This window comes from Streptomyces sp. NBC_01317 (genome assembly GCF_035961655.1).
GTDB lineage: Bacteria > Actinomycetota > Actinomycetes > Streptomycetales > Streptomycetaceae > Streptomyces.
The window spans coordinates 4,770,712-4,788,250 of sequence record NZ_CP108393.1 but is presented as its reverse complement, the minus strand read 5'-3'; the positions used below and the strand labels follow the sequence as shown (position 1 = coordinate 4,788,250).

Annotated in this window: 18 protein-coding genes; 10 read left to right on the top strand and 8 right to left on the bottom strand. The window is 71.9% G+C overall.

What is annotated here, in order from left to right:
- Positions 1-30 precede the first annotated feature (30 nt).
- The 3 genes from nagA to OG349_RS20735 all read left to right on the top strand — a co-directional run bounded on the left by nagA (position 31) and on the right by OG349_RS20735 (position 3,222).
- Entirely contained in the window at positions 31-1,185 is a 1,155-nt protein-coding gene (nagA, locus tag OG349_RS20745; RefSeq protein ID WP_327236029.1) for an N-acetylglucosamine-6-phosphate deacetylase, read from the top strand.
- Positions 1,186-1,311: 126 nt separating this feature from the next.
- Positions 1,312-2,298, top strand: a complete 987-nt coding sequence (locus OG349_RS20740; RefSeq protein ID WP_327236028.1) for a 1-phosphofructokinase family hexose kinase — start codon at positions 1,312-1,314, stop codon at positions 2,296-2,298.
- Between the two features lie 72 nt (positions 2,299-2,370).
- Positions 2,371-3,222 carry a class II fructose-bisphosphate aldolase gene (locus tag OG349_RS20735; RefSeq protein ID WP_327236027.1) on the top strand — a complete coding sequence of 284 codons (852 nt, stop codon included), beginning with the start codon at positions 2,371-2,373 and terminating at the stop codon, positions 3,220-3,222.
- Between the two features lie 25 nt (positions 3,223-3,247).
- Here OG349_RS20735 and OG349_RS20730 read toward each other — a convergent pair whose 3' ends face one another.
- Together OG349_RS20730 and cdgB are read right to left on the bottom strand one after the other, a co-directional pair.
- A complete protein-coding gene (locus tag OG349_RS20730; protein ID WP_327236026.1) occupies positions 3,248-4,261 on the bottom strand; it encodes a carbohydrate-binding protein in 1,014 nt (337 codons plus the stop codon).
- Positions 4,262-4,450: 189 nt separating this feature from the next.
- Positions 4,451-6,232 (bottom strand): diguanylate cyclase CdgB, encoded by a 1,782-nt coding sequence (gene cdgB, locus OG349_RS20725; protein WP_327236025.1) that lies wholly within the window; start codon positions 6,230-6,232, stop codon positions 4,451-4,453.
- Positions 6,233-6,655: 423 nt separating this feature from the next.
- On the opposite strand from cdgB, the gene OG349_RS20720 reads away from it, so the two are divergent.
- A complete protein-coding gene (locus OG349_RS20720; RefSeq protein ID WP_327238640.1) occupies positions 6,656-7,189 on the top strand; it encodes a flavin reductase family protein in 534 nt (177 codons plus the stop codon).
- 52 nt (positions 7,190-7,241) lie between these two features.
- Here the strand turns inward: OG349_RS20720 and arfB are convergent, their stop codons facing one another.
- On the bottom strand, positions 7,242-7,673 hold the full coding sequence (gene arfB / locus OG349_RS20715; RefSeq protein ID WP_161306785.1) for an alternative ribosome rescue aminoacyl-tRNA hydrolase ArfB: 432 nt from the start codon (positions 7,671-7,673) through the stop codon (positions 7,242-7,244).
- A 210-nt stretch (positions 7,674-7,883) separates the two neighbouring features.
- Here arfB and OG349_RS20710 point away from each other — a divergent pair, with 210 nt between their 5' ends.
- Together OG349_RS20710 and OG349_RS20705 are read left to right on the top strand one after the other, a co-directional pair.
- Positions 7,884-8,459 carry a TerD family protein gene (locus tag OG349_RS20710; RefSeq protein WP_161306784.1) on the top strand — a complete coding sequence of 192 codons (576 nt, stop codon included), beginning with the start codon at positions 7,884-7,886 and terminating at the stop codon, positions 8,457-8,459.
- A gap of 133 nt (positions 8,460-8,592) precedes the next feature.
- Entirely contained in the window at positions 8,593-9,135 is a 543-nt protein-coding gene (locus tag OG349_RS20705; protein WP_327236024.1) for a GNAT family N-acetyltransferase, read from the top strand.
- Positions 9,136-9,146: 11 nt separating this feature from the next.
- On the opposite strand, the gene OG349_RS20700 is transcribed toward OG349_RS20705, so the two are convergent.
- The 3 genes from OG349_RS20700 to OG349_RS20690 are packed head-to-tail and all read right to left on the bottom strand — an operon-like array spanning position 9,147 to position 11,081.
- The gene (locus tag OG349_RS20700) at positions 9,147-10,532 is read right to left on the bottom strand and encodes a M1 family metallopeptidase (protein WP_327236023.1); all 1,386 of its coding nucleotides are present in this window, start codon (positions 10,530-10,532) and stop codon (positions 9,147-9,149) included.
- Positions 10,533-10,576: 44 nt separating this feature from the next.
- Positions 10,577-10,933, bottom strand: a complete 357-nt coding sequence (locus OG349_RS20695) for a Uma2 family endonuclease (protein WP_327236022.1) — start codon at positions 10,931-10,933, stop codon at positions 10,577-10,579.
- Positions 10,845-11,081, bottom strand: a complete 237-nt coding sequence (locus tag OG349_RS20690; RefSeq protein ID WP_327238840.1) for a hypothetical protein — start codon at positions 11,079-11,081, stop codon at positions 10,845-10,847. Before OG349_RS20690 ends, OG349_RS20695 begins: the two co-directional genes overlap by 89 nt.
- Positions 11,082-11,257: 176 nt before the next feature.
- Between OG349_RS20690 and OG349_RS20685 the strand changes: the two genes are divergently transcribed.
- Positions 11,258-11,755 (top strand): hypothetical protein, encoded by a 498-nt coding sequence (locus OG349_RS20685; RefSeq protein WP_327236021.1) that lies wholly within the window; start codon positions 11,258-11,260, stop codon positions 11,753-11,755.
- A 257-nt stretch (positions 11,756-12,012) separates the two neighbouring features.
- Here the strand turns inward: OG349_RS20685 and OG349_RS20680 are convergent, their stop codons facing one another.
- Positions 12,013-12,471: a hypothetical protein gene (locus OG349_RS20680; RefSeq protein WP_327236020.1), complete on the bottom strand. Its 459-nt coding sequence runs from the start codon at positions 12,469-12,471 to the stop codon at positions 12,013-12,015.
- 107 nt (positions 12,472-12,578) lie between these two features.
- Complete coding sequence (locus tag OG349_RS20675; protein WP_327236019.1) at positions 12,579-13,280, bottom strand: pentapeptide repeat-containing protein; 702 nt, start codon at positions 13,278-13,280, stop codon at positions 12,579-12,581.
- A gap of 139 nt (positions 13,281-13,419) precedes the next feature.
- Here OG349_RS20675 and OG349_RS20670 point away from each other — a divergent pair, with 139 nt between their 5' ends.
- From OG349_RS20670 to OG349_RS20660, 3 genes are all read left to right on the top strand, one after another.
- Positions 13,420-14,595, top strand: coding sequence for a phytoene desaturase family protein (locus OG349_RS20670; RefSeq protein ID WP_327236018.1), 1,176 nt, complete (start codon positions 13,420-13,422; stop codon positions 14,593-14,595).
- A 118-nt stretch (positions 14,596-14,713) separates the two neighbouring features.
- On the top strand, positions 14,714-15,712 hold the full coding sequence (locus OG349_RS20665) for a zinc-binding dehydrogenase (protein WP_327236017.1): 999 nt from the start codon (positions 14,714-14,716) through the stop codon (positions 15,710-15,712).
- 150 nt (positions 15,713-15,862) lie between these two features.
- Positions 15,863-17,506, top strand: a complete 1,644-nt coding sequence (locus OG349_RS20660) for an MFS transporter (protein WP_327236016.1) — start codon at positions 15,863-15,865, stop codon at positions 17,504-17,506.
- Positions 17,507-17,539 lie beyond the last annotated feature (33 nt).

The window sequence follows — 17,539 nt, the reverse complement described above, 5'->3', positions numbered from 1 at the left end:
CGACCGTCTCTCCACGGAGGTATCCGCCTGATGGCCGCACGCGCCAAGAGCACCGTTCTGACCGGGGGCAGAGTGGTGCTGCCCACCGGCACCGTGGACGGCGGCCGGGTGATCGTCGAGGGCGGCCGGATCACCGGCGCCGCCCCCGCCGACGCCGTAACGCTTGATCTGTCGGGCCACTGGGTCGTGCCGGGCTTCGTGGACATGCACAACCACGGCGGCGGCGGTGCCTCGTTCACCTCCGGTTCCGTGGACGAGGTCCTCAAGGGCGTCCGTACGCACCTGGAGCACGGCACCACGACCCTCGTCGCCTCCCTCGTGACGGGCGAGGCGGACTTCCTCGCCCAGCGCGCCGGGATCCTCTCCGAGCTGGTCGAGCAGGGCGATCTGGCCGGGATCCACTTCGAGGGCCCGTTCATCTCGCCGTGCCGCAAGGGCGCGCACAGCGAGGAGCTGCTGCGCGACCCCGACCCGGCGGAGGTACGGAAGCTGGTCGACGCGGGGCGCGGCACGGTCAGGATGGTGACGCTCGCGACCGAACTGCCGGGCGGCATCGACTCCGTACGGCTGCTGGCCGAGCTGGGCGTCATCGCCGCGATCGGGCACACGGACGCGACGTACGAGCAGACCGTCGAGGCCATCGGCGCGGGCGCGACCGTGGCCACGCACCTCTTCAACGCGATGCCCCCGATCGGCCACCGGGCGCCGGGGCCGATCGCCGCGCTGCTGGAGGACGAGCGGGTCACCGTCGAGCTGATCAACGACGGGACCCATCTGCACCCGGCCGCGCTGGAGCTGGCGTTCCACCGCGCGGGCGCGGGCCGCGTCGCCTTCATCACGGACGCGATGGACGCGGCGGGCTTCGGCGACGGGCTGTACCAGCTCGGCCCGCTGGCCGTGGAGGTCAAGGAAGGTGTCGCGCGCCTGGTGGAGGGCGGCTCGATCGCCGGGTCCACGCTGACCCTGGACACGGCCTTCAGACGGGCCGCGACGGTGGACCGGCTGCCCGTCGGGGACATCGTCCGGGCGATCTCCGCCAACCCGGCGAAGCTGCTGGGCCTGTACGACCGGGTCGGCTCGCTGGAGCCGGGCAAGGACGCGGACCTGGTCGTCCTGGACGCGGAATTCTCGGTCAAGGGCGTGTTGCACCGAGGCGAATGGGTAATTGAGCCCCAACTGGGCTGATTTAGCGATAAGTCATTACGCGTCATGAGGGAGGCGGTCGGCCCGGGGTCTGGGCCTTCCGCCTTCTTTTTGACATGATCACCCCGGCAATCGACCGGACAGGCGCGTTCTCGGGGGGTATGACAGGTGATTCTGACCGTCACGCTCAACACCGCGCTCGACATCACGTACCGCACGCCCCGGCTGGTCCCGCACGCCACGCACCGCGTGAGCGAGGTGATCGAGCGGCCGGGCGGCAAGGGGCTGAACGTCGCGCGGGTGCTGGCGGCGCTCGGCCACGAGACGGTGGTGACGGGGTTCGCGGGCGGCAGGACGGGCGACGTCCTGCGCGAACTGCTGCCGACCGCTCCCGACCCCCGCGGGCCCGCCTCCGCCGCGTTCGTGTCCGTGGACGCGCCCGGGTCCTTCTCCCCGCCCGTGGACGCGCTCGTGCCGATCGCCGGTGCCACCCGCCGTACGATCGCGGTCGTCGACGAGACGACCGGCGACACCACCCAGCTCAACGAACCGGGCCCGGTCGTCTCGCCCGCCGAGTGGGCCGCCTTCCTGGCCCGCTACGAGGAGTTGCTCGCCGTCGCGGACGCGGTGGCCCTCTGCGGCAGCCTGCCGCCCGGCATCCACGTCGGCGCGTACGCCGACCTGGTGCGCGCGGCGCGGGGCGCGGGGGTGCCCGTCCTGCTCGACACCAGCGGCGAACCGCTGCGGCGGGGCATCGCCGCCCGCCCCGACCTGGTGAAGCCGAACGCCGACGAACTCGCCCGCCTGACCGGCTCCCGCGAGCCCCTGCGCGCCAGCCGCGACGCCCGGCGCCGGGGCGCCCACGCGGTGGTGGCCTCGCTCGGCCCGGACGGCGTGCTGGCGGCGACGGCGGACGGCGTCTGGCGGGCCAGTCCGCCGGCCCCGGCGAAGGGCAACCCGACGGGCGCGGGCGACTCGGCCGTGGCGGGCCTGCTCTCCGCGCTGGTGGAGCGTCTCCCGTGGCCGGCCCGCCTCACGCGCGCGGTGGCCCTGTCCACGGCGACGGTCCTGTCCCCGGTGGCGGGCGAGTTCGACGCGGTGGCGTACGACGAACTGCTCTCGCGGGTACGGGTGACGGAACAGCCCGCGCAGTGAGCCCCCGCACGCGACCCGACAGCTAGGCAGCACCACGTACGACGGGCCCCCGGCCCGGGAAACCGAGGCCCTGTGCCACTCGTCACCACCGGTGAGCTGATCACCGCCGCCGCGACCGCCGGACACGGCGTCGCCGCCTTCAACGTCATCACCCTGGAGCACGCCGAGGCGATCGCCGCCGGGGCCGAGCGGGCCGGGGTCCCCGCGATCCTCCAGATCTCGGAGAACGCGGTGGCGTTCCACGGCGGCCGCCTCGGCGCCGTCGCCGCCGCCGCGACCGCCGTCGCCCGCGCCGCCTCCGTACCGCTGTCGCTGCACCTCGACCACGTCGAGTCGGCGGACCTGCTGCGGTCCGCGCCGGTCGAGGGGTTCAGCTCGGTGATGTTCGACGCCTCGAAGCTGCCGTACGCGGAGAACCTCAAGGCCACCGCCGAGGCGGTGCGGTGGGGTCACGACCACGGCGTCTGGGTGGAGGCCGAGCTGGGCGCGGTGGGCGGCAAGGACGGCGAACCGCCGCGCGGCGCGCACGCCCCGGGTGTCCGTACGGACCCGGCGGAGGCGGTCGTCTTCGTCGCCGAGACGGGCGTGGACGCGCTGGCCGTCGCGGTCGGTTCGTCGCACGCGATGACGGCGCGCACCGCCGCCCTCGACCACACGCTGATCGCCACCCTGCGCGAGGCCGTATCCGTACCGCTGGTCCTGCACGGCTCGTCCGGCGTCCCCGACGACGAGATCCGCCGGGCGATCGCCGCCGGGATGGTCAAGATCAATGTCGGTACGGCGCTCAACTCGGCGTTCACCGCCGCCGTACGGGATCACCTGACGGCTCATCCGGCGACCGTGGACCCCCGGAAATACCTCGCCCCGGCTCGCGAGGCGATGACCGGGACGGTGGCGGGGTTCCTGCGGGTGATCGGCGCGTGACGTCACGTCCGCGCTTGGCGCCGCGTCAGCGGTCGACCTGACCCGCCTTCAGTTCGAGCTGGTCGAGGACGGTCTCGCACTGGTCGCCCTGCTCACAGGAGATCTTGAACGTGTTCGATCCCTTGTCGAGGTCGACGTACGCGTAGGTGACCGTCCAGCCCTTGTCCCAGGCGCCCTCGGGCGCCTTCGCGAAGTTCTTCATGTTGATGTCGCGACGCTCGTCACTGTTGACGAACAGTGAGGTCTTGGCGTCCTTGCCCGGCACGCCGTACGTCACGAAAAGGGTGTACGCCCCCGCCTTGGGCACGTCCACCTTCCACGTCGCCGCCGCGCCGGCGCCGTTCAGCGACACGTACGCGCCGTTCGTTCCCTTCGCGCCGGGGATGTCGGACGCCACCGCCGCCGGAGGGGTGAGCTGGAGGGTCGCGGCGTCCTGCTTGGGCAGTTCCTTCGGCTTGTCCCCCGCCTCCTGGCTGGGCTTCTCGCTGGGCTGCTCCGACTCGCCGACGCTCGGGGCGGCCGTCGGGGCCGCGTCGTTGTTCTTGTCCTCGTCGCCGCCGCTCGACACGAGGGCCGCTGTGATTCCGATCACGACCACCGCGACGACCGCCACGGCGCCTATGAGCAGGCCCTTGGTGTTGGGGCCGTTGGGGCCGCGGCCCCGCCCGCCGGCGCGCTGGAGCGGTACGCGGCTGGTGGATTCGGAGGCGTGCGGAGCCGCCGGGGCGCCGTAGGGGCCGGCCGGCGCGGGGCCGTTCGGCTGCTGGCCGTAACCGGCGTAGGGGGCCTGGCCGTACTGCTGCTGCTGGCCGTACCCCTGCTGCTGAGGGACCTGCGACTGCTGGCCGTACTGGCGCTCGCCCACGGCTCTGACCTGGTTGTACGACGTCCGCGGTACACCTGGCTGGGCTGCGGGACCGGGGTATCCGTACCCCCCCTGGCGTCGCTGATTGGCGGCCGCCGCCTGTCCGTCCTCGTACAGATAGCCGAACGGATCGTCGTCCTCGGGTGTGCTCGCGCCGTTGTTCCCGGCCGTCATCCCTGGGTCACTCCTCACCATCTCGCCAGCGTCGCCGACCGACCGAGCCTACCTCGAATGAACGGGCCCCCCGACGGCGCTCGGCCCGGCGCCAAGCCTTCCGGGCCCGGGTGAACAAAGCATCGCGAAGATGTCCCGGCCTTGTCCCGAACGGCGTCCGGCCACGTGGCGGACCGTGGCACGCGCTCCTCAGCCCGCCCTGCGGTGCACCTTGTTCCGGGACCGCTTCTCGATGTACATGCGCTGGTCCGCCGACTGGAGGACCTCCTCGACCGACATCCCGCAACTCGCCCAGCTGATACCGAAGCTGGCGCCCACCCGGACCGCCCGGCCGTCCACCCGGATCGGCGGGATGATCGCGTTGCGCAGCCGGACGGCGAGGTCGGCGGCGTCGGCGGCGCCCAGGCCGTCGGCGAGGACCACGAACTCGTCACCGCCGAGCCGGGCGACCGTGTCCCCGTCCCGTACGCCCGTGGTCAGCCGGCGCGCGACCTCGATCAGCACGGCGTCCCCGGTGTTGTGGCCGAACCGGTCGTTGATCGACTTGAAGCCGTCGAGGTCGCAGAAGAGGACCGCGAGGCCCTTCGTGCCGTCGTCGGTGCCGTCACCCGCCACATCGCCCGGCGCGATCATGTGCACGTGGTGGTCGAGGGGCGATCCTGGCGGCGCGAAGCCGCCGGCCCGCAGGCCGCCGCGCTCGCCCGCCGTCTCGCTGTAGCCGTCGTACCCCTCGTAGCTCTCGTACGTCTCGTACGGCTCGTACGTGTCCCGCGTGTCCCGGCCGTCGTACCCGTCACTCGCCTCGTAACTGGGCTCGTACCGGACCATGCCGTCGTACCCGCCGTACGCCTTGTCCAGCGCTTCCACCGCGGTCTCGCGCATCGCGTGGGGCCGCGAACAGAGCCGGGCGCTGAGGCGCGCGCGCAGCTCCGCGCTGTTGGGCAGGCCGGTCAGGGAGTCGTGCGAGGCGCGGTGGGCGAGCTGGAGCTCGCGGCTCTTGCGCTCCTCTATGTCCTCGACGTGGGTGAGGAGGAAGCGGGGGCCGTCGGTGGTGTCGGCGACGACGGAGTTGCGCAGCGAGACCCAGACGTACGAGCCGTCGCGGCGCGCCAGGCGCAGCTCGGCGCGGCCGCCCTCGGCGGAGGTACGGAGGAGGGTGCCGATGTCCTCGGGGTGGACCATGTCGGAGAAGGAGTAGCGGCGCATCGCGGAGGCGGGGCGGCCGAGCAGCCGGCACAGCGCGTCGTTGGTCCGCAGCAGCCGGCCGTGCTGGTCCCCGCCCATCTCGGCGATGGCCATCCCGCTGGGCGCGTACTCGAAGGCCTGGCGGAAGGACTCCTCGCTGGCCCGCAGGGCGGCCTGTTCACGCTCCAGGCGGACCAGGGCGCGCTGCATGTTTGCTCGCAGGCGAGCGTTGCTGATCGCAATGGCGGCCTGGGACGCGTACATCTGGAGCGCTTCGCGGCCCCAGGCGCCCGGACGGCGTCCGCCGCGCGGCCGGTCGACGGATATGACGCCGAGGAGGTCGTTGCCGCTGCCCGACGCGTACATCGGCGCGTAGAGCCGGTCGGCGGGGTGCCACTCGTCCTCGAAGCGCGGGTCGGGGCCCTCGGTGTGCCACTGGGGGACGTCGTCCTCCAGCAGGACCCAGCCCTCGGTGTGCGGGATGTACCGCAGGGAGCCCCAGGGCTCGCCCATCACGAGTCGGCGCTCCCAGGAGGCGCGGGAGCCGACGCGGCCGGTGATCAGCGCCTCGGCGGCGGCGCTCCCGGCGAAGGCGGCGACGACGAGGTCACCGTCGGCCTGGACCACGTTCACGCAGGCGAGTTCGTAGCCGAGCCCCTTGACGATGCCGTCGGCGACGGTCTGCAAGGTGTCCGCCAGGCTTCGGGCCGTGTTGAGTTCGGCGACAGCCTGATGCAGCTGACGCAGGGTCGCAAGGCGGACATACGGCTCCGACTCGGTCTCCATCGTTCGCTCTCCCCGAGACCTCGACAGCAACTCCAGGATTCTCATCGGCTCTCGTGTTGCACGGTCCCCAGTCACTGAATCACAGCGAGCTGTGCACCCGGTACACAGGGTCAACAAATACTCACCACTGTGACCCAAGTCACATCATATGACGAACCGGGCGGAGTGCCTGGTAGGGGCGCTCCACTCTTTTCTGATAGCAAATCGCGAGGGTATCCCGACGATCGCGGCGGCCGGGTCCCGATCCTGTCCCGGGCCCGTCACGACGGCAGGTCCGACGACAGGTCCTAGGACCTGGCTGGTCCCCTGGCCCGATGCGGCGGGGGGAGAGCCGAGATTAGCGTCTTCCGCGTGTCCCAGACGACCCCTGCTACGACGCCTCCTGCGGCGGGGCCCGATTCCCGGGCTTCCCGAGCCGTTCCCATCCCCCATCCTGAGGGGGTGAGCAACGACGAGTTCCGCGCCGCCCTGTCCCGGCTCGCGGCGGGGGTGGTGCTGGTGACGGCACACGAGGAAGCACTGAGCGCGGACGGCCCCGGCGGCCAGGACGCGGGGATGACGGCGACCGCGTTCCTGTCCGTGTCCCTGGACCCGCCACTCGTGCTCGTGAGCGTACGGAACGGCTCCCGGATGGACGATCTGCTGGACGAGCAGCCGCTGTGGGGCGTGTCCCTTCTCACGGAGAGCCAGCGGCACATCGCGGGTCGCTTCGCGATGAAGGGGCGGATCAGCGACCGGCTGCTGTTCGAGGACATCCCGTACCGGCGGGGCGAGGTGAGCGGGGCGCCGCTGGTGGGCGGGGCGCTGGCGGTCCTGGAGTGCCGTACGGAACAACGGGTGGTCGCGGGGGACCACACGCTGGTGATCGGGCGGGTGCTGACGGCGGAACTGCCGAGCGTGGAGGGCGGGCCGCTGACGTACTTCCAGGGGAAGTACCGGACGCTGGGGAGGGGGTGAGGGCGGGGTCGGCTGTCGGGTCCGGCTCGGACCACAGGCCCGGCTCGGACCGTCAGGTCCAGTCGCGGCCCGTGCGGCCGCGCTTCGTCTCCGCCCGCTGCTTCTTCTCCCGGAGCCTGCGCTCGTTGAGCCCGCGCGGGATCTTGCCCTTGCGGCGCGCCCGGGGCGGCGGGGCCGTGGCCTCGGCCAGCAGGGCCGTGAGCCGGACGGCCGCCGTCTCGCGGTTGCGCCACTGTGAGCGGTGCTCCGACGAGCGTACGGTGATCACGCCTCCGACCAGCCGGCTCTCCAGCCGCTCCAGCGCCCGCTCCTTCCAGACCGGCGGCAGCGCCTCCGTCTTCGCGAGGTCGAAGCGCAGCTCCACCTGGGAGTCGCTGGTGTTCACGTGCTGGCCGCCGGGGCCCGAGGAGCGCGAGAAACGCCACATGAGCTCGGCCTCCGGCAGGGAGACCGAACCGCGGATGACGTACGAGGGCCCGGACATGCCCCCATGGTCCCGTGTCCGCGGTGGTTCCGTCACCCTCTTTTCGGCGCGGGAACGGGCGGAGGCCCCTCCCAGGGACCCTCCTGGGGACCTTTCGGGTAAAGAAAGTAAAGAGGTGTGGAACCTCCCGGTCCTCTGCCTGCGTTATGCCGGGTGACGGTAACTTCGGGACAGCTCGAAGCCCGCACACGACAACGAAAGGGACATCCCATGGCTGTAAGCCTGTCCAAGGGCGGCAACGTCTCGCTCACCAAGGAGGCACCGGGCCTGACCGCTGTCACCGTCGGCCTCGGCTGGGACGTCCGTACCACCACCGGCACCGACTTCGACCTCGACGCCTCGGCGATCGCCGTCACCGCGGCCGGGAAGGTCGTCTCCGACGGCCACTTCGTCTTCTTCAACAACAAGTCGACGCCGGACCAGACGATCGTCCACACGGGTGACAACCGTACGGGCGAAGGCGACGGCGACGACGAGGCGATCAACGTCAACCTGGCGGGCCTGCCCGCCGAGGTCGACAAGATCGTCTTCCCGGTCTCCATCTACGACGCCGAGACCCGCAGCCAGAACTTCGGCCAGGTGCGGAACGCGTACATCCGCATCGTCAACCAGGCCGGCGGCGCGGAGCTGGCGCGCTACGACCTGAGCGAGGACGCCGCCACCGAGACCGCGATGGTCTTCGGCGAGCTGTACCGCAACGGCGCGGAGTGGAAGTTCCGCGCGGTGGGCCAGGGGTACGCCTCGGGCCTGGTCGGTATCGCCACGGACTTCGGCGTCAACCTCTGACCCGTCTCTCCGTCACGCCCCGGTGGGCCCCCGGCTTCGGCCGGGGGCCCACCGGCGTCGGGGCCACCATGTCCTCGTGCCCGCGCGTGCGTCCGTACGTCCCCGTGGCGGTGGCCGCCGGTAGCCTGCCCGCATGATCGTCGACGTGGTGACGGCCGGTGAGGCCCGCGCCCTGCCCGGGGAGCTGCTGACGGAGCTGGCGGGCTTCTACGCCTCGGACCGCGCGTTCCAGCAGCTCGGCGGGGACTTCCCGGACCCGGCGCGCATCCGCCCCGAGGACGTCGCGGTCTCGCTCGCCGACGATCTTGCGCACCCGGACGCGGAGGTGCTGCTGGCCCGTTCGGCGGGGCGGCTCGTGGCGGTCGCGGTGGTCCTGGCCCACGACCCGGACCAGGTGTCCGGGCCCTCCGGGGCCGGCGCCGTACCGGACCCCGACCCGTGGATCGCCCTGCTGATGGTGCACGGCCGCGAGCGGCGCTCCGGGTACGGGCGGGGGCTGGCCGGACGCGTCGAGGACCGGTTCCGCACGGCGGGGCACAGCGGTGTCAGGCTCTCGGTCGCGGAGGCGAACACCGGGGCCGTCGCCTTCTGGACGGCGCTCGGGTACGAGGAGACGGGCCGCCGCCCGGACCGGAGGCGGGGCCACCGGTGCCGGCTCCTGCGCAAGGCGTTGTGAGCGTCCGCCTTCTACAGGTCGGGCCTGCCGTCCCCGTACAGCCAGCTGTCCCAGACCTCCGACAGCTCCCGTCCGGACTCCTTCTCCACGTACGCCGTGAAGTCGGCGGTGGAGGCGTTGCCATGACGGTGCGTCCGCGCCCAGCCCCGTACGATCCGGAAGAACGTGGCGTCGCCCACCGCGTCCCGTACCCGCTGGAGGACCATCGCGCCGCGCCCGTACACCGGCGGCTCGGAGAGGTCGGCGGCGGTGGGCGGATCGGCGGGCGGGAAGGCCCAGTTCTCCTCGTCGTCGTACGCCTCGGTGAAACTCTCCGCCACCGGCATACCCCCGTGGTCCGCCGCCCAGAGCCACTCCGCGTAGGTCGCGAAGCCCTCGTTGAGCCACATGTCCTGCCAGGACTCGGGCGTCACGGAGTCGCCGAACCACTGGTGGGCCAGCTCGTGGACCAGCGTGCTGACGTCGGTCGGGCCGGGGAGGAAGGGGCGGGTCTGGGTCTCCAGGGCGTATCCGGCGTCGGCCTTGCGCCCGATGATCACACCGGCGGAGGAGAAGGGGTAGGGGCCGAAGGTCTTCTCCTCCCACGTCAAAATCCCGGGCAGCGCGGCGACCAGATCGGCCCCGGCCTTGCCCGCGCCGGGATCGACGGCGGTGTAGAGCGGCAGGGGGCCCTTCACCTCGTGCACGCGGTACGGGCCGATGGCGAGGGTGGCGAGGTAACTGGCCATCGGCTCGGTGCTCCGCCAGCGGAACGCGGTCCGGCCGCCGCTGGTCCGCCGGCCGACCGGCTCCCCGTTGGAGACGGCCTCGGTGCCGGCGGGCACGGTGATGTCGACGTCGTAGGACGCCTTGTCGCCGGGGTGGTGGTTGCCGGGGAACCATGTCATCGACCCGGTCGGCTCCCCCAGCGCGACCACCCGCCGCCCGGAGGCGAGCCAGCCCTCGGCGGACCCGTCGGGGTCGGTGATGCGGCGCGGGACGCCGGAGTACCTGACGACGGTACGGAAGGTCTCCCCGCGCTCCAGTGCCTCACGCGGCCGCACGATCAGCTCCGTACCGTCACGGCCGACGACGGCCCGCCGCCCGTCCACGGTCACGGACGCGACGTCCATCCCGGCGAGGTCGAGGTGGAAGCCGGTGAGGTCCTGTGTGGCCCGCGCGGTGATGACGGCGGTGCCGTCGAGGTGCCGGGTGGCAGGGACGTAGTCAAGCGTGAGCCCATAGTGCGAGACGTCGTACCCCCCATTCCCGAGCCCGGGAAAATACGGATCCCCCACCCCACCGCTCCCGGACACGTCCGGCGCCGCGCTCCCGTTCCCGCCGCCCGCCCCACCACACCCACCGACCACCCCGAACAGGGCGACCGCGGAGACCGAGGAGACCACGTACCGACGCATCCGCCGATGCTAGGCCTTGACGCCTCCGGCTTCGTTTCAGGCGGTCAGAACTCGGCGGTGTCGAGGTCGAAGCCGAAGGGCGCGGGGAGGGGGATCTTCTCGGACAGCTTGTACGGAACCTTGCGCTTGTAGTCCTCGCCCACGGGGATCGTGCACAGCACGGCCTGGTTCGCTTCCCTGTCGACGAGCAGGTAGATGGGGATGGCCGCGCGGGCGTACCCCCGGATCTTCTTCACGCGGTCGTTTTCCGCAGTGGATCGCGAGGTGACCTCGGCGACAAGCAACACGGGTGCCGGGTCGTGGTACTCCAGCTCATCCGCGAAGCTGCCCTTGGGGGCGATGACCAGGTCGGGCACGACCCTGCCTGAATTCCACGCGCCACCCCTGAGGGGCAACCGCACTGAACATGTCGAAGGCGTCTTCCACGGACAGGGCTTCGATCCTGCCCTTGACCAGCCTGGCAATTTTCCTGTGGTCGAGCAGGTCATTCTCTTCTTCGTACAGCTCATTCGGCTCGTACGGCTCGTACTCCGGAACAGGCAGTGCCACGGCATACCTCCTTCGCGCAGTGCGACACTCCCAGCCTAGAGGCGACGGCCGCGAGTGAAACCGTAAGCCGTCACTCGAACGTGTGAGCGGTGACGTTTCTCCGGTGCGGGGCCGGGGTTTCTCGACTCTCCCATCCCGGGGCCGGGTGGGTGAATCGGCGTGACACCATCGGGCGCGTGCTCGACATCGGTTACTCCCTCTCCCGGCGCTTTCCCGATCCTCCGCAGACCGACTACCGCATGGCGGACGTACGGTCGCTGCGGCACGACCTGTTCTGCGGGGACGTCTATCTCGCCGACACCAAGGCGGACCGGGAAGTGTCCACGGCCTGGGGATGGGTGCCGGTGCTCGACTTCGCCTGGGCCCTGTGCGACATCGTCGAGCAGCTCGACCTCGATCCGCGGGGCGCGCGGGCGGCGAAGCCGCAGTATGCCGAGTTGGACTTCACCGAGTCGGCGGACCGGATGCTGTTCGCCCGGCGGTTCGGGTGGGTCGACGTGGAGGCCGACTGGATGCCCGGCGACGAGCCCCCGCTGACTTTCGGGCACCGGCTGCTGCGCCGCGAGGCGCGGGACTTCCTGCACGACCTGATCGCCGATCTGTCCGACCTGCACGAGGGCCTCGCCGACAACCCGATCGTCTGGGACCTCCAGTCGCGGTTCCCCCGCATCTGATCCGGCGGCCGTCGCGCGCTGACCTGGGGCGTCACACCTTCACAACACAGTGCCCACACAGCCCACCCATCGTTTCGCGGATCCGCAGGCGTACATCCCCCCGGGTCGGGCACACGAAGATTGCCGGGGCATTGGCCGGGAAGCAGGCAACCGCTTCCTCCCCCCACCTCAAGGCCGTGTCCTGGGCGCACACCGAAGGCTCCGACTCCTCCCCCCGGGTCGGGGCCTTCGTAATGTCCTGGCACGTCGAGCGGGTTTCAGCGCAGGGACCCGCGCTCGTCCACGCCGTGGGCCGGTTCGCCCAGGAACACCTTGGGCGTCGGGGGGCCGTAAGCGACGTTGAACGTGTCCAGCCGGTAGGTCCAGTTGGTGTTCCCGCCGAAGCGGTAGTTGATCTGCCACCGCGCCCACTCGCCCGGGGCCAGCCGCACGGCCGGACGCCGCCAGTCGCGTCGCGGCACGCCGCCCGGGAGCAGCGTTGGCGGGCCCACCGTCAGGAATCCGTCCGCCTCCTGTTCCTGGAGAGCGATCCCGCACTCCGCCAGGTCCCCCAGCCGAACCTCCGGGCGGAACGAGGCGTACTCCTCCAACGAGACCTCGTGCAGGCCGGAGGACACACCCGTCGGTATCGGGAAGGCCTCCGGCGCCGCGCTCCTCAGGACCGCTCCACGGCCACCCCGGGACTCCTTCGTCCACGACGTGCGTATGCGTTGCACCACGATGTGCGTGAGAGGCGTGAGAGGTGTGCGGGGCGTGATGTGTGTGAGGGGGGTGATGTGCGTGGCTGGCTCCATGGCCTCGATCCGTCATCGGCGTCGTCGCGCTACGACTCCAGCGTGTCCTCCACCCGCACCCCGATCTGCGCCGCGAACGCCGGTGCCAGCTGGAGCAGTTGCGCCGAGCTGATCACGGCCCCCGCCAGCCGGTCCAGCCCCCGCGCGATGTCCAGCTCCGCGACCGTCCGCAGGTCGACGTCCGTCATCCGCACCCCGCTCAGGTCCGCCTGCCGCAGCACGCAGTCCCGGAACTCGACCCGCTCCAGCACCGCGCCCCCGAAATCCGGCTCCGACAGGAAGCAGCCCTCGAACACCACATCCTTGAGGCGGGCGTTGCGCAGGTTCAGGTAGTCGATCTTCCCGCCCCGGAACAGCACCCGCTCCAGCACCGCGCCGTGCAGCTGCGTCCCGCCCAGGCGCGCGTCCAGCACCTCCACGTCCCGCAGCGACGCCCCCGACAGGTCCGTCCCCACCCCCCGTACGCCGCTCAGCACGGAGTCGATAAAACGCGCGCGGGCCAGCTCCGTCCCGTCGAGACCGCACTCCCGCAGCGCGCAGTCCATGAACCGCGAGCCCGGCCCCTCCTGCCCCGCCAGGTCGACCTCCTTGAACTCCAGCCCGTCGTAGTCCCCGTCCGGCTCCAGGCCGCCGCCGCCCTCGGCGTCGTACGGCATCAGCGGCGGCAGCCGTACCTCCGGCCGCCTCGCCACCGGTCCGCTCTTCGTCGCCTTCGCCGTCTTCCGCACCATGCCCCCATGGTGACGCACAGCACTGACAACGCCGATCCCCGATGTCACATCTCGGGGGCCCGCGACCGTCACATCCGTAGGAGGACGCGAAGAACCGAGCAGGACCGAGAACCAGGACCGAGAACGGGGAGCAGCAGCCATGGATCGCATCACTGTCGTCGGAGGCGGTTTCGCCGGACTGACCGCCGCCATCACCGCCGCCGAATCAGGTGCCCGCGTGACCCTCCACGAGGCGCACCACACCCTCGGCGGACGCGCCCGTACCGCCGAGGGCCCCTACCTCACCAACGACGGTCCGCACGCGCTGTACCGGCGCGGGCCGCACCGGGCCTGGCTGGAGCGGCGGGGCCTGCTCGGCCCCACCGCCGGTCTGCCACCCCTGCGCGAGGGTTCCCGTTTCTTCTTCCACCGGGGTGGGGTCCTGCGCAGGACCCCACCCCTCGGGCTGTTCAAGCTCGCCCTCCGTAGGACGGCACACGCTCCGGTGGACGCCGACTTCCTGACCTGGGCGACCTCCGTCGCGGGCCCGGAGGCGGCCCGCGCCGCCGCGCACTATGCCGCCGTCGCCCTCTTCCACCACGATCCCGGTTCGCTCTCCGCCGCGTTCGTCCAGGAGCGGTTGCGCCGGGCCACCGCCGTTCCGCCGGAGGCCCGCTTCCCCGTGGGCGGCTGGGGCCAGGTGGTCGACCGGATGGCGGCGCGGGCCTGGAACCTGGGGGTACGGATCGAGACCGCCGCCCGCGTCGAGGCCCTGCCCGAGGACGGGCCTGTCATCGTCGCCACCTCCATGGACGCCGCCCGCCGCCTGCTCGGTGACGAGAGTCTGCGGTGGACCGGCGGCCGTACGGTCCTGCTGGACCTGGCGCTGCGTACGCGCCGGGGCGATCCGTACATCGTGTCCGGACTGGACGCCCCCGCGTGGCTCGAACGGTTCACGGCCCAGGATCCGTCCCTGGCGCCGGCCGGTGAGCAGCTGCTCCAGGGGCAGTTCCCGGTCGGGCCCGGCGCGTCCAAGGACGAGGGGACGGCACGCGCCGAGCACCTGCTCGACCTGGGGTTCCCCGGCTGGCGCGAGCGGGTCACCTGGCGGCGCGACTCCCTCGCGACCGGGCGTACGGGCGCCGTGGACCTGCCGGGCACGACGTGGCGGGACCGGCCGCGTATCGACCGGGGCGACGGGATCTATCTGGCGGGCGATCAGGTGGCGGCGCCGGGCGTGCTGTCGGAGGTGTCGTTCCACAGCGGGATCACGGCGGCGGCGCTTGCGGTCGAGCGCCTGTCCGTACGGCACACCCTTGACCTCAAGCGCGCTTGACGTCGGAGGCTGGCCGTACCAGGCCACTGGTCGTACCAGAGCACCGGTCGTACCGGAGCACTGGCCGTACCGGATCACTGGCCGTCCCAGACCACCCCCGGCCCCCAGGGAGCCCACCATGCACGCCGTCCGCCTCCACGCCTTCGGCCCGGCCGAGAACCTCACGTACGAGAGGACCGGCGATCCCGTCCCCGGCCCCGGCCAGGTCCGTATCGCCGTCGCCGCCGCCGGGGTGCACCTGCTGGACACGGCCCTGCGCCAGGGCATGCCGGGCCCCTTCCCCGCCCCGGCCGAGCTGCCCACGATCCCCGGCCGTGAGGTCGCGGGTACGGTCGAGTCGCTCGGCGCGGGCGTCGACCCCGGCTGGCTCGGCAGGCAGGTCGTCGCGCACCTCGGCATGGTCCCCGGCGGCTACGCCGAACTGGCCGTCACGGACGCCGCCCGGCTGCACGAGATCCCGTCGAACCTCGACGCGGCTCAGGCGGTCGCGATGATCGGGACGGGCCGTACGACGATGGGCATCCTCCAGTTCACCGACCTGGGCCCCGGCGACATCGCCGTGGTGACGGCGGCGGCCGGCGGCATCGGCACCCTCCTCGTCCAGTACGCGAAGAACCTCGGCGCCACCGTCGTGGGCCTCGCGGGCGGCCCCGCGAAGGTCGCGGCCGTCACGGACAACGGCGCCGATCTCGCCGTGGACTACACGCGCCCCGACTGGCCCGACCGGGTCCGCGGCCGTCTGGGCGAACGCGGCGCCACCGTCGTCTTCGACTCCGTGGGCGGCGCCACCGCCCTCGCCGCGGTCGGCCTCCTCGCCAAGGGCGGCCGGCACGTGGTCTTCGGCTGGTCGGGTGAGGGCCCGCACGGCGGTTCCCCGCTGACCTTCACGGACGAGGAGCTGGCCGCCAGGTCCATCACGTCCGAGTCCGTCCTCGGCCCGGTGATGCTGAGCAGGGCGGGCGGGGACGTACGGGTCCTGGAGGAGCGCTCCCTGGCGGAGGCGGCGGCCGGCCGGCTGCGCCCCGCCGTACAGCGCTTCCCGCTCGCCGAGGCGGCGGCGGCACACCGGGCGCTGGAGACGAGGGCGACGATGGGGAAGGTCGTGCTGGAGCCGTAGGGCGTGTGCGCGAAGCTCGTACCGGCGCCGGTACAGGGGTCCGGCGCCGGTACGTTCGCACCAAGGAGCGAAAAAGGAGCGAAACAGCCCATTTCATGGTGTTCTGAGCTGAGCCATGCCAGCAGAGGTCCACTGCGAAGGAAGATCTCGATGAGCGATCCGTCGACCCCCGGCCCCCCGAGCGACTCATCGAGCGACTCACCGAACGGCTCATCGAGCGACTCACCGAGCGGCGGACCGAGCGACGCGCAGGCCGACGCCGACGCCCCAGGCCCCACCGACGCCTCGGGCGTCCCCGCGGACGAACCGGATCCGCGCCGCTGGTGGGCCCTGGCCGTCATCGCGACCGCGCAGCTCATGGTGGTGCTCGACGCGACGATCGTGAACATCGCCCTCCCCTCCGCCCAGCGCGCCCTGCACATCAGCAACGGGAACCGCCAGTGGGTGATCACCGCGTACACCCTGGCCTTCGGTGGTCTCCTGCTCCTGGGCGGCCGGATCGCCGACCTCGTCGGCCGTAAGCGCACGTTCATCATCGGGCTCATCGGCTTCGCCGGCTCCTCCGCGATCGGTGGCGCGTCCACCGGGCAGGAGATGCTCTTCCTCTCCCGGGCGCTCCAGGGCGTCTTCGCCGCCGTCCTGGCGCCGTCCGCCCTGTCCCTGCTCACCACGACCTTCCCCGCCGGCAAGGAACGCGCCCAGGCCTTCGGCATCTTCAGCGCCATCGCGGGCGGCGGCTCCGCGATCGGGCTGCTGCTCGGCGGCATCCTGACCGAGTGGCTGAGCTGGCGGTGGTGCCTGTACGTGAACGTCCCCATCGCGCTCCTCGCCGTCATCGGCGCCTTCATGCTGCTCAAGGACCGGGCGGGCACCAAGGACGCGCATCTGGACATCCCCGGGGTCATCCTCGGCTGCGGTGGGCTCGTGGCGATCGTGTACGGGTTCAGCCAGGCGGAGTCGGACGGGTGGACATCCACGGAGGTCCTGACGGTGCTGAGCATCGGCATCGCGCTGCTCGCCGCGTTCACGTGGTGGCAGACCAAGTCCCCCGGCCCGCTGCTGCCGCTGCACATCATCAGGGAGCGCAACCGTGGCGGCTCGGTCCTCGTGATGGCGCTGACGACGATCGGGCTGTTCGGCGCGTTCCTGTTCCTGACGTTCTTCCTCCAGAACATCCTCGGGTACTCGCCCATCAAGGCCGGCCTGGCCTTCCTGCCGCTGTCGGCGGGCATCATCATCGGCTCGACGCAGATCTCCGCCCGGCTGCTCCCCCTGGTGCCGCCGCGCGCGCTCCTGGTCCCCGGGCTGCTGCTGAGCGCGGGCGGGATGTACTCCCTGACCTTCATCGACACGCATTCCAGCTACCCGGCGCACATCCTGCCGGGCACGATCCTGCTGGGCTTCGGCCTGGGCCTGACGTTCCTGCCCGTCATCTCGACGGCCACGTCGGGGGTCGCCCAGAGGGACTCCGGCGTCACGTCGGCGACGGTCAACACGGCGCAGCAGGTGGGCGGTTCCATCGGTACGTCCCTGCTGAACACGATCGCGGCGACCAGCACGACGACGTACCTGACGGCCCATCTCGCCGCGGCGGCCCGGAAGGGCGGCCTGACCCCGGCGGAGAGGTCCCACATCGTGGACACGGGCACGGTCCACGGCTTCACGGTGGCCATCGCCTGGGCGGCGATCATCCTCCTGGCGGCGGCGATCATCGGCGCGGTCCTGATCAACGCCAAGTCGCCCCGCTCCATGGGGTCCGACGGCGCGGCGGACGCCCCGGGCGCGGCGGTCTAGGGCCTGTCACCCTCTGGGGGGACTCCAGGAACG

Coding starts and splice junctions, on each gene's coding strand:
- OG349_RS20660 (WP_327236016.1), top strand. CDS start 15,863: ATGAGCGATCCGTCGACCCCCGGCCCCCCGAGCGACTCATCGAGCGAC.
- OG349_RS20700 (WP_327236023.1), bottom strand. CDS start 10,532: ATGCGTCGGTACGTGGTCTCCTCGGTCTCCGCGGTCGCCCTGTTCGGG.
- OG349_RS20675 (WP_327236019.1), bottom strand. CDS start 13,280: ATGGTGCGGAAGACGGCGAAGGCGACGAAGAGCGGACCGGTGGCGAGG.
- OG349_RS20670 (WP_327236018.1), top strand. CDS start 13,420: ATGGATCGCATCACTGTCGTCGGAGGCGGTTTCGCCGGACTGACCGCC.
- OG349_RS20710 (WP_161306784.1), top strand. CDS start 7,884: ATGGCTGTAAGCCTGTCCAAGGGCGGCAACGTCTCGCTCACCAAGGAG.
- OG349_RS20705 (WP_327236024.1), top strand. CDS start 8,593: ATGATCGTCGACGTGGTGACGGCCGGTGAGGCCCGCGCCCTGCCCGGG.
- nagA (WP_327236029.1), top strand. CDS start 31: ATGGCCGCACGCGCCAAGAGCACCGTTCTGACCGGGGGCAGAGTGGTG.
- cdgB (WP_327236025.1), bottom strand. CDS start 6,232: ATGGAGACCGAGTCGGAGCCGTATGTCCGCCTTGCGACCCTGCGTCAG.
- OG349_RS20665 (WP_327236017.1), top strand. CDS start 14,714: ATGCACGCCGTCCGCCTCCACGCCTTCGGCCCGGCCGAGAACCTCACG.
- arfB (WP_161306785.1), bottom strand. CDS start 7,673: ATGTCCGGGCCCTCGTACGTCATCCGCGGTTCGGTCTCCCTGCCGGAG.
- OG349_RS20730 (WP_327236026.1), bottom strand. CDS start 4,261: ATGACGGCCGGGAACAACGGCGCGAGCACACCCGAGGACGACGATCCG.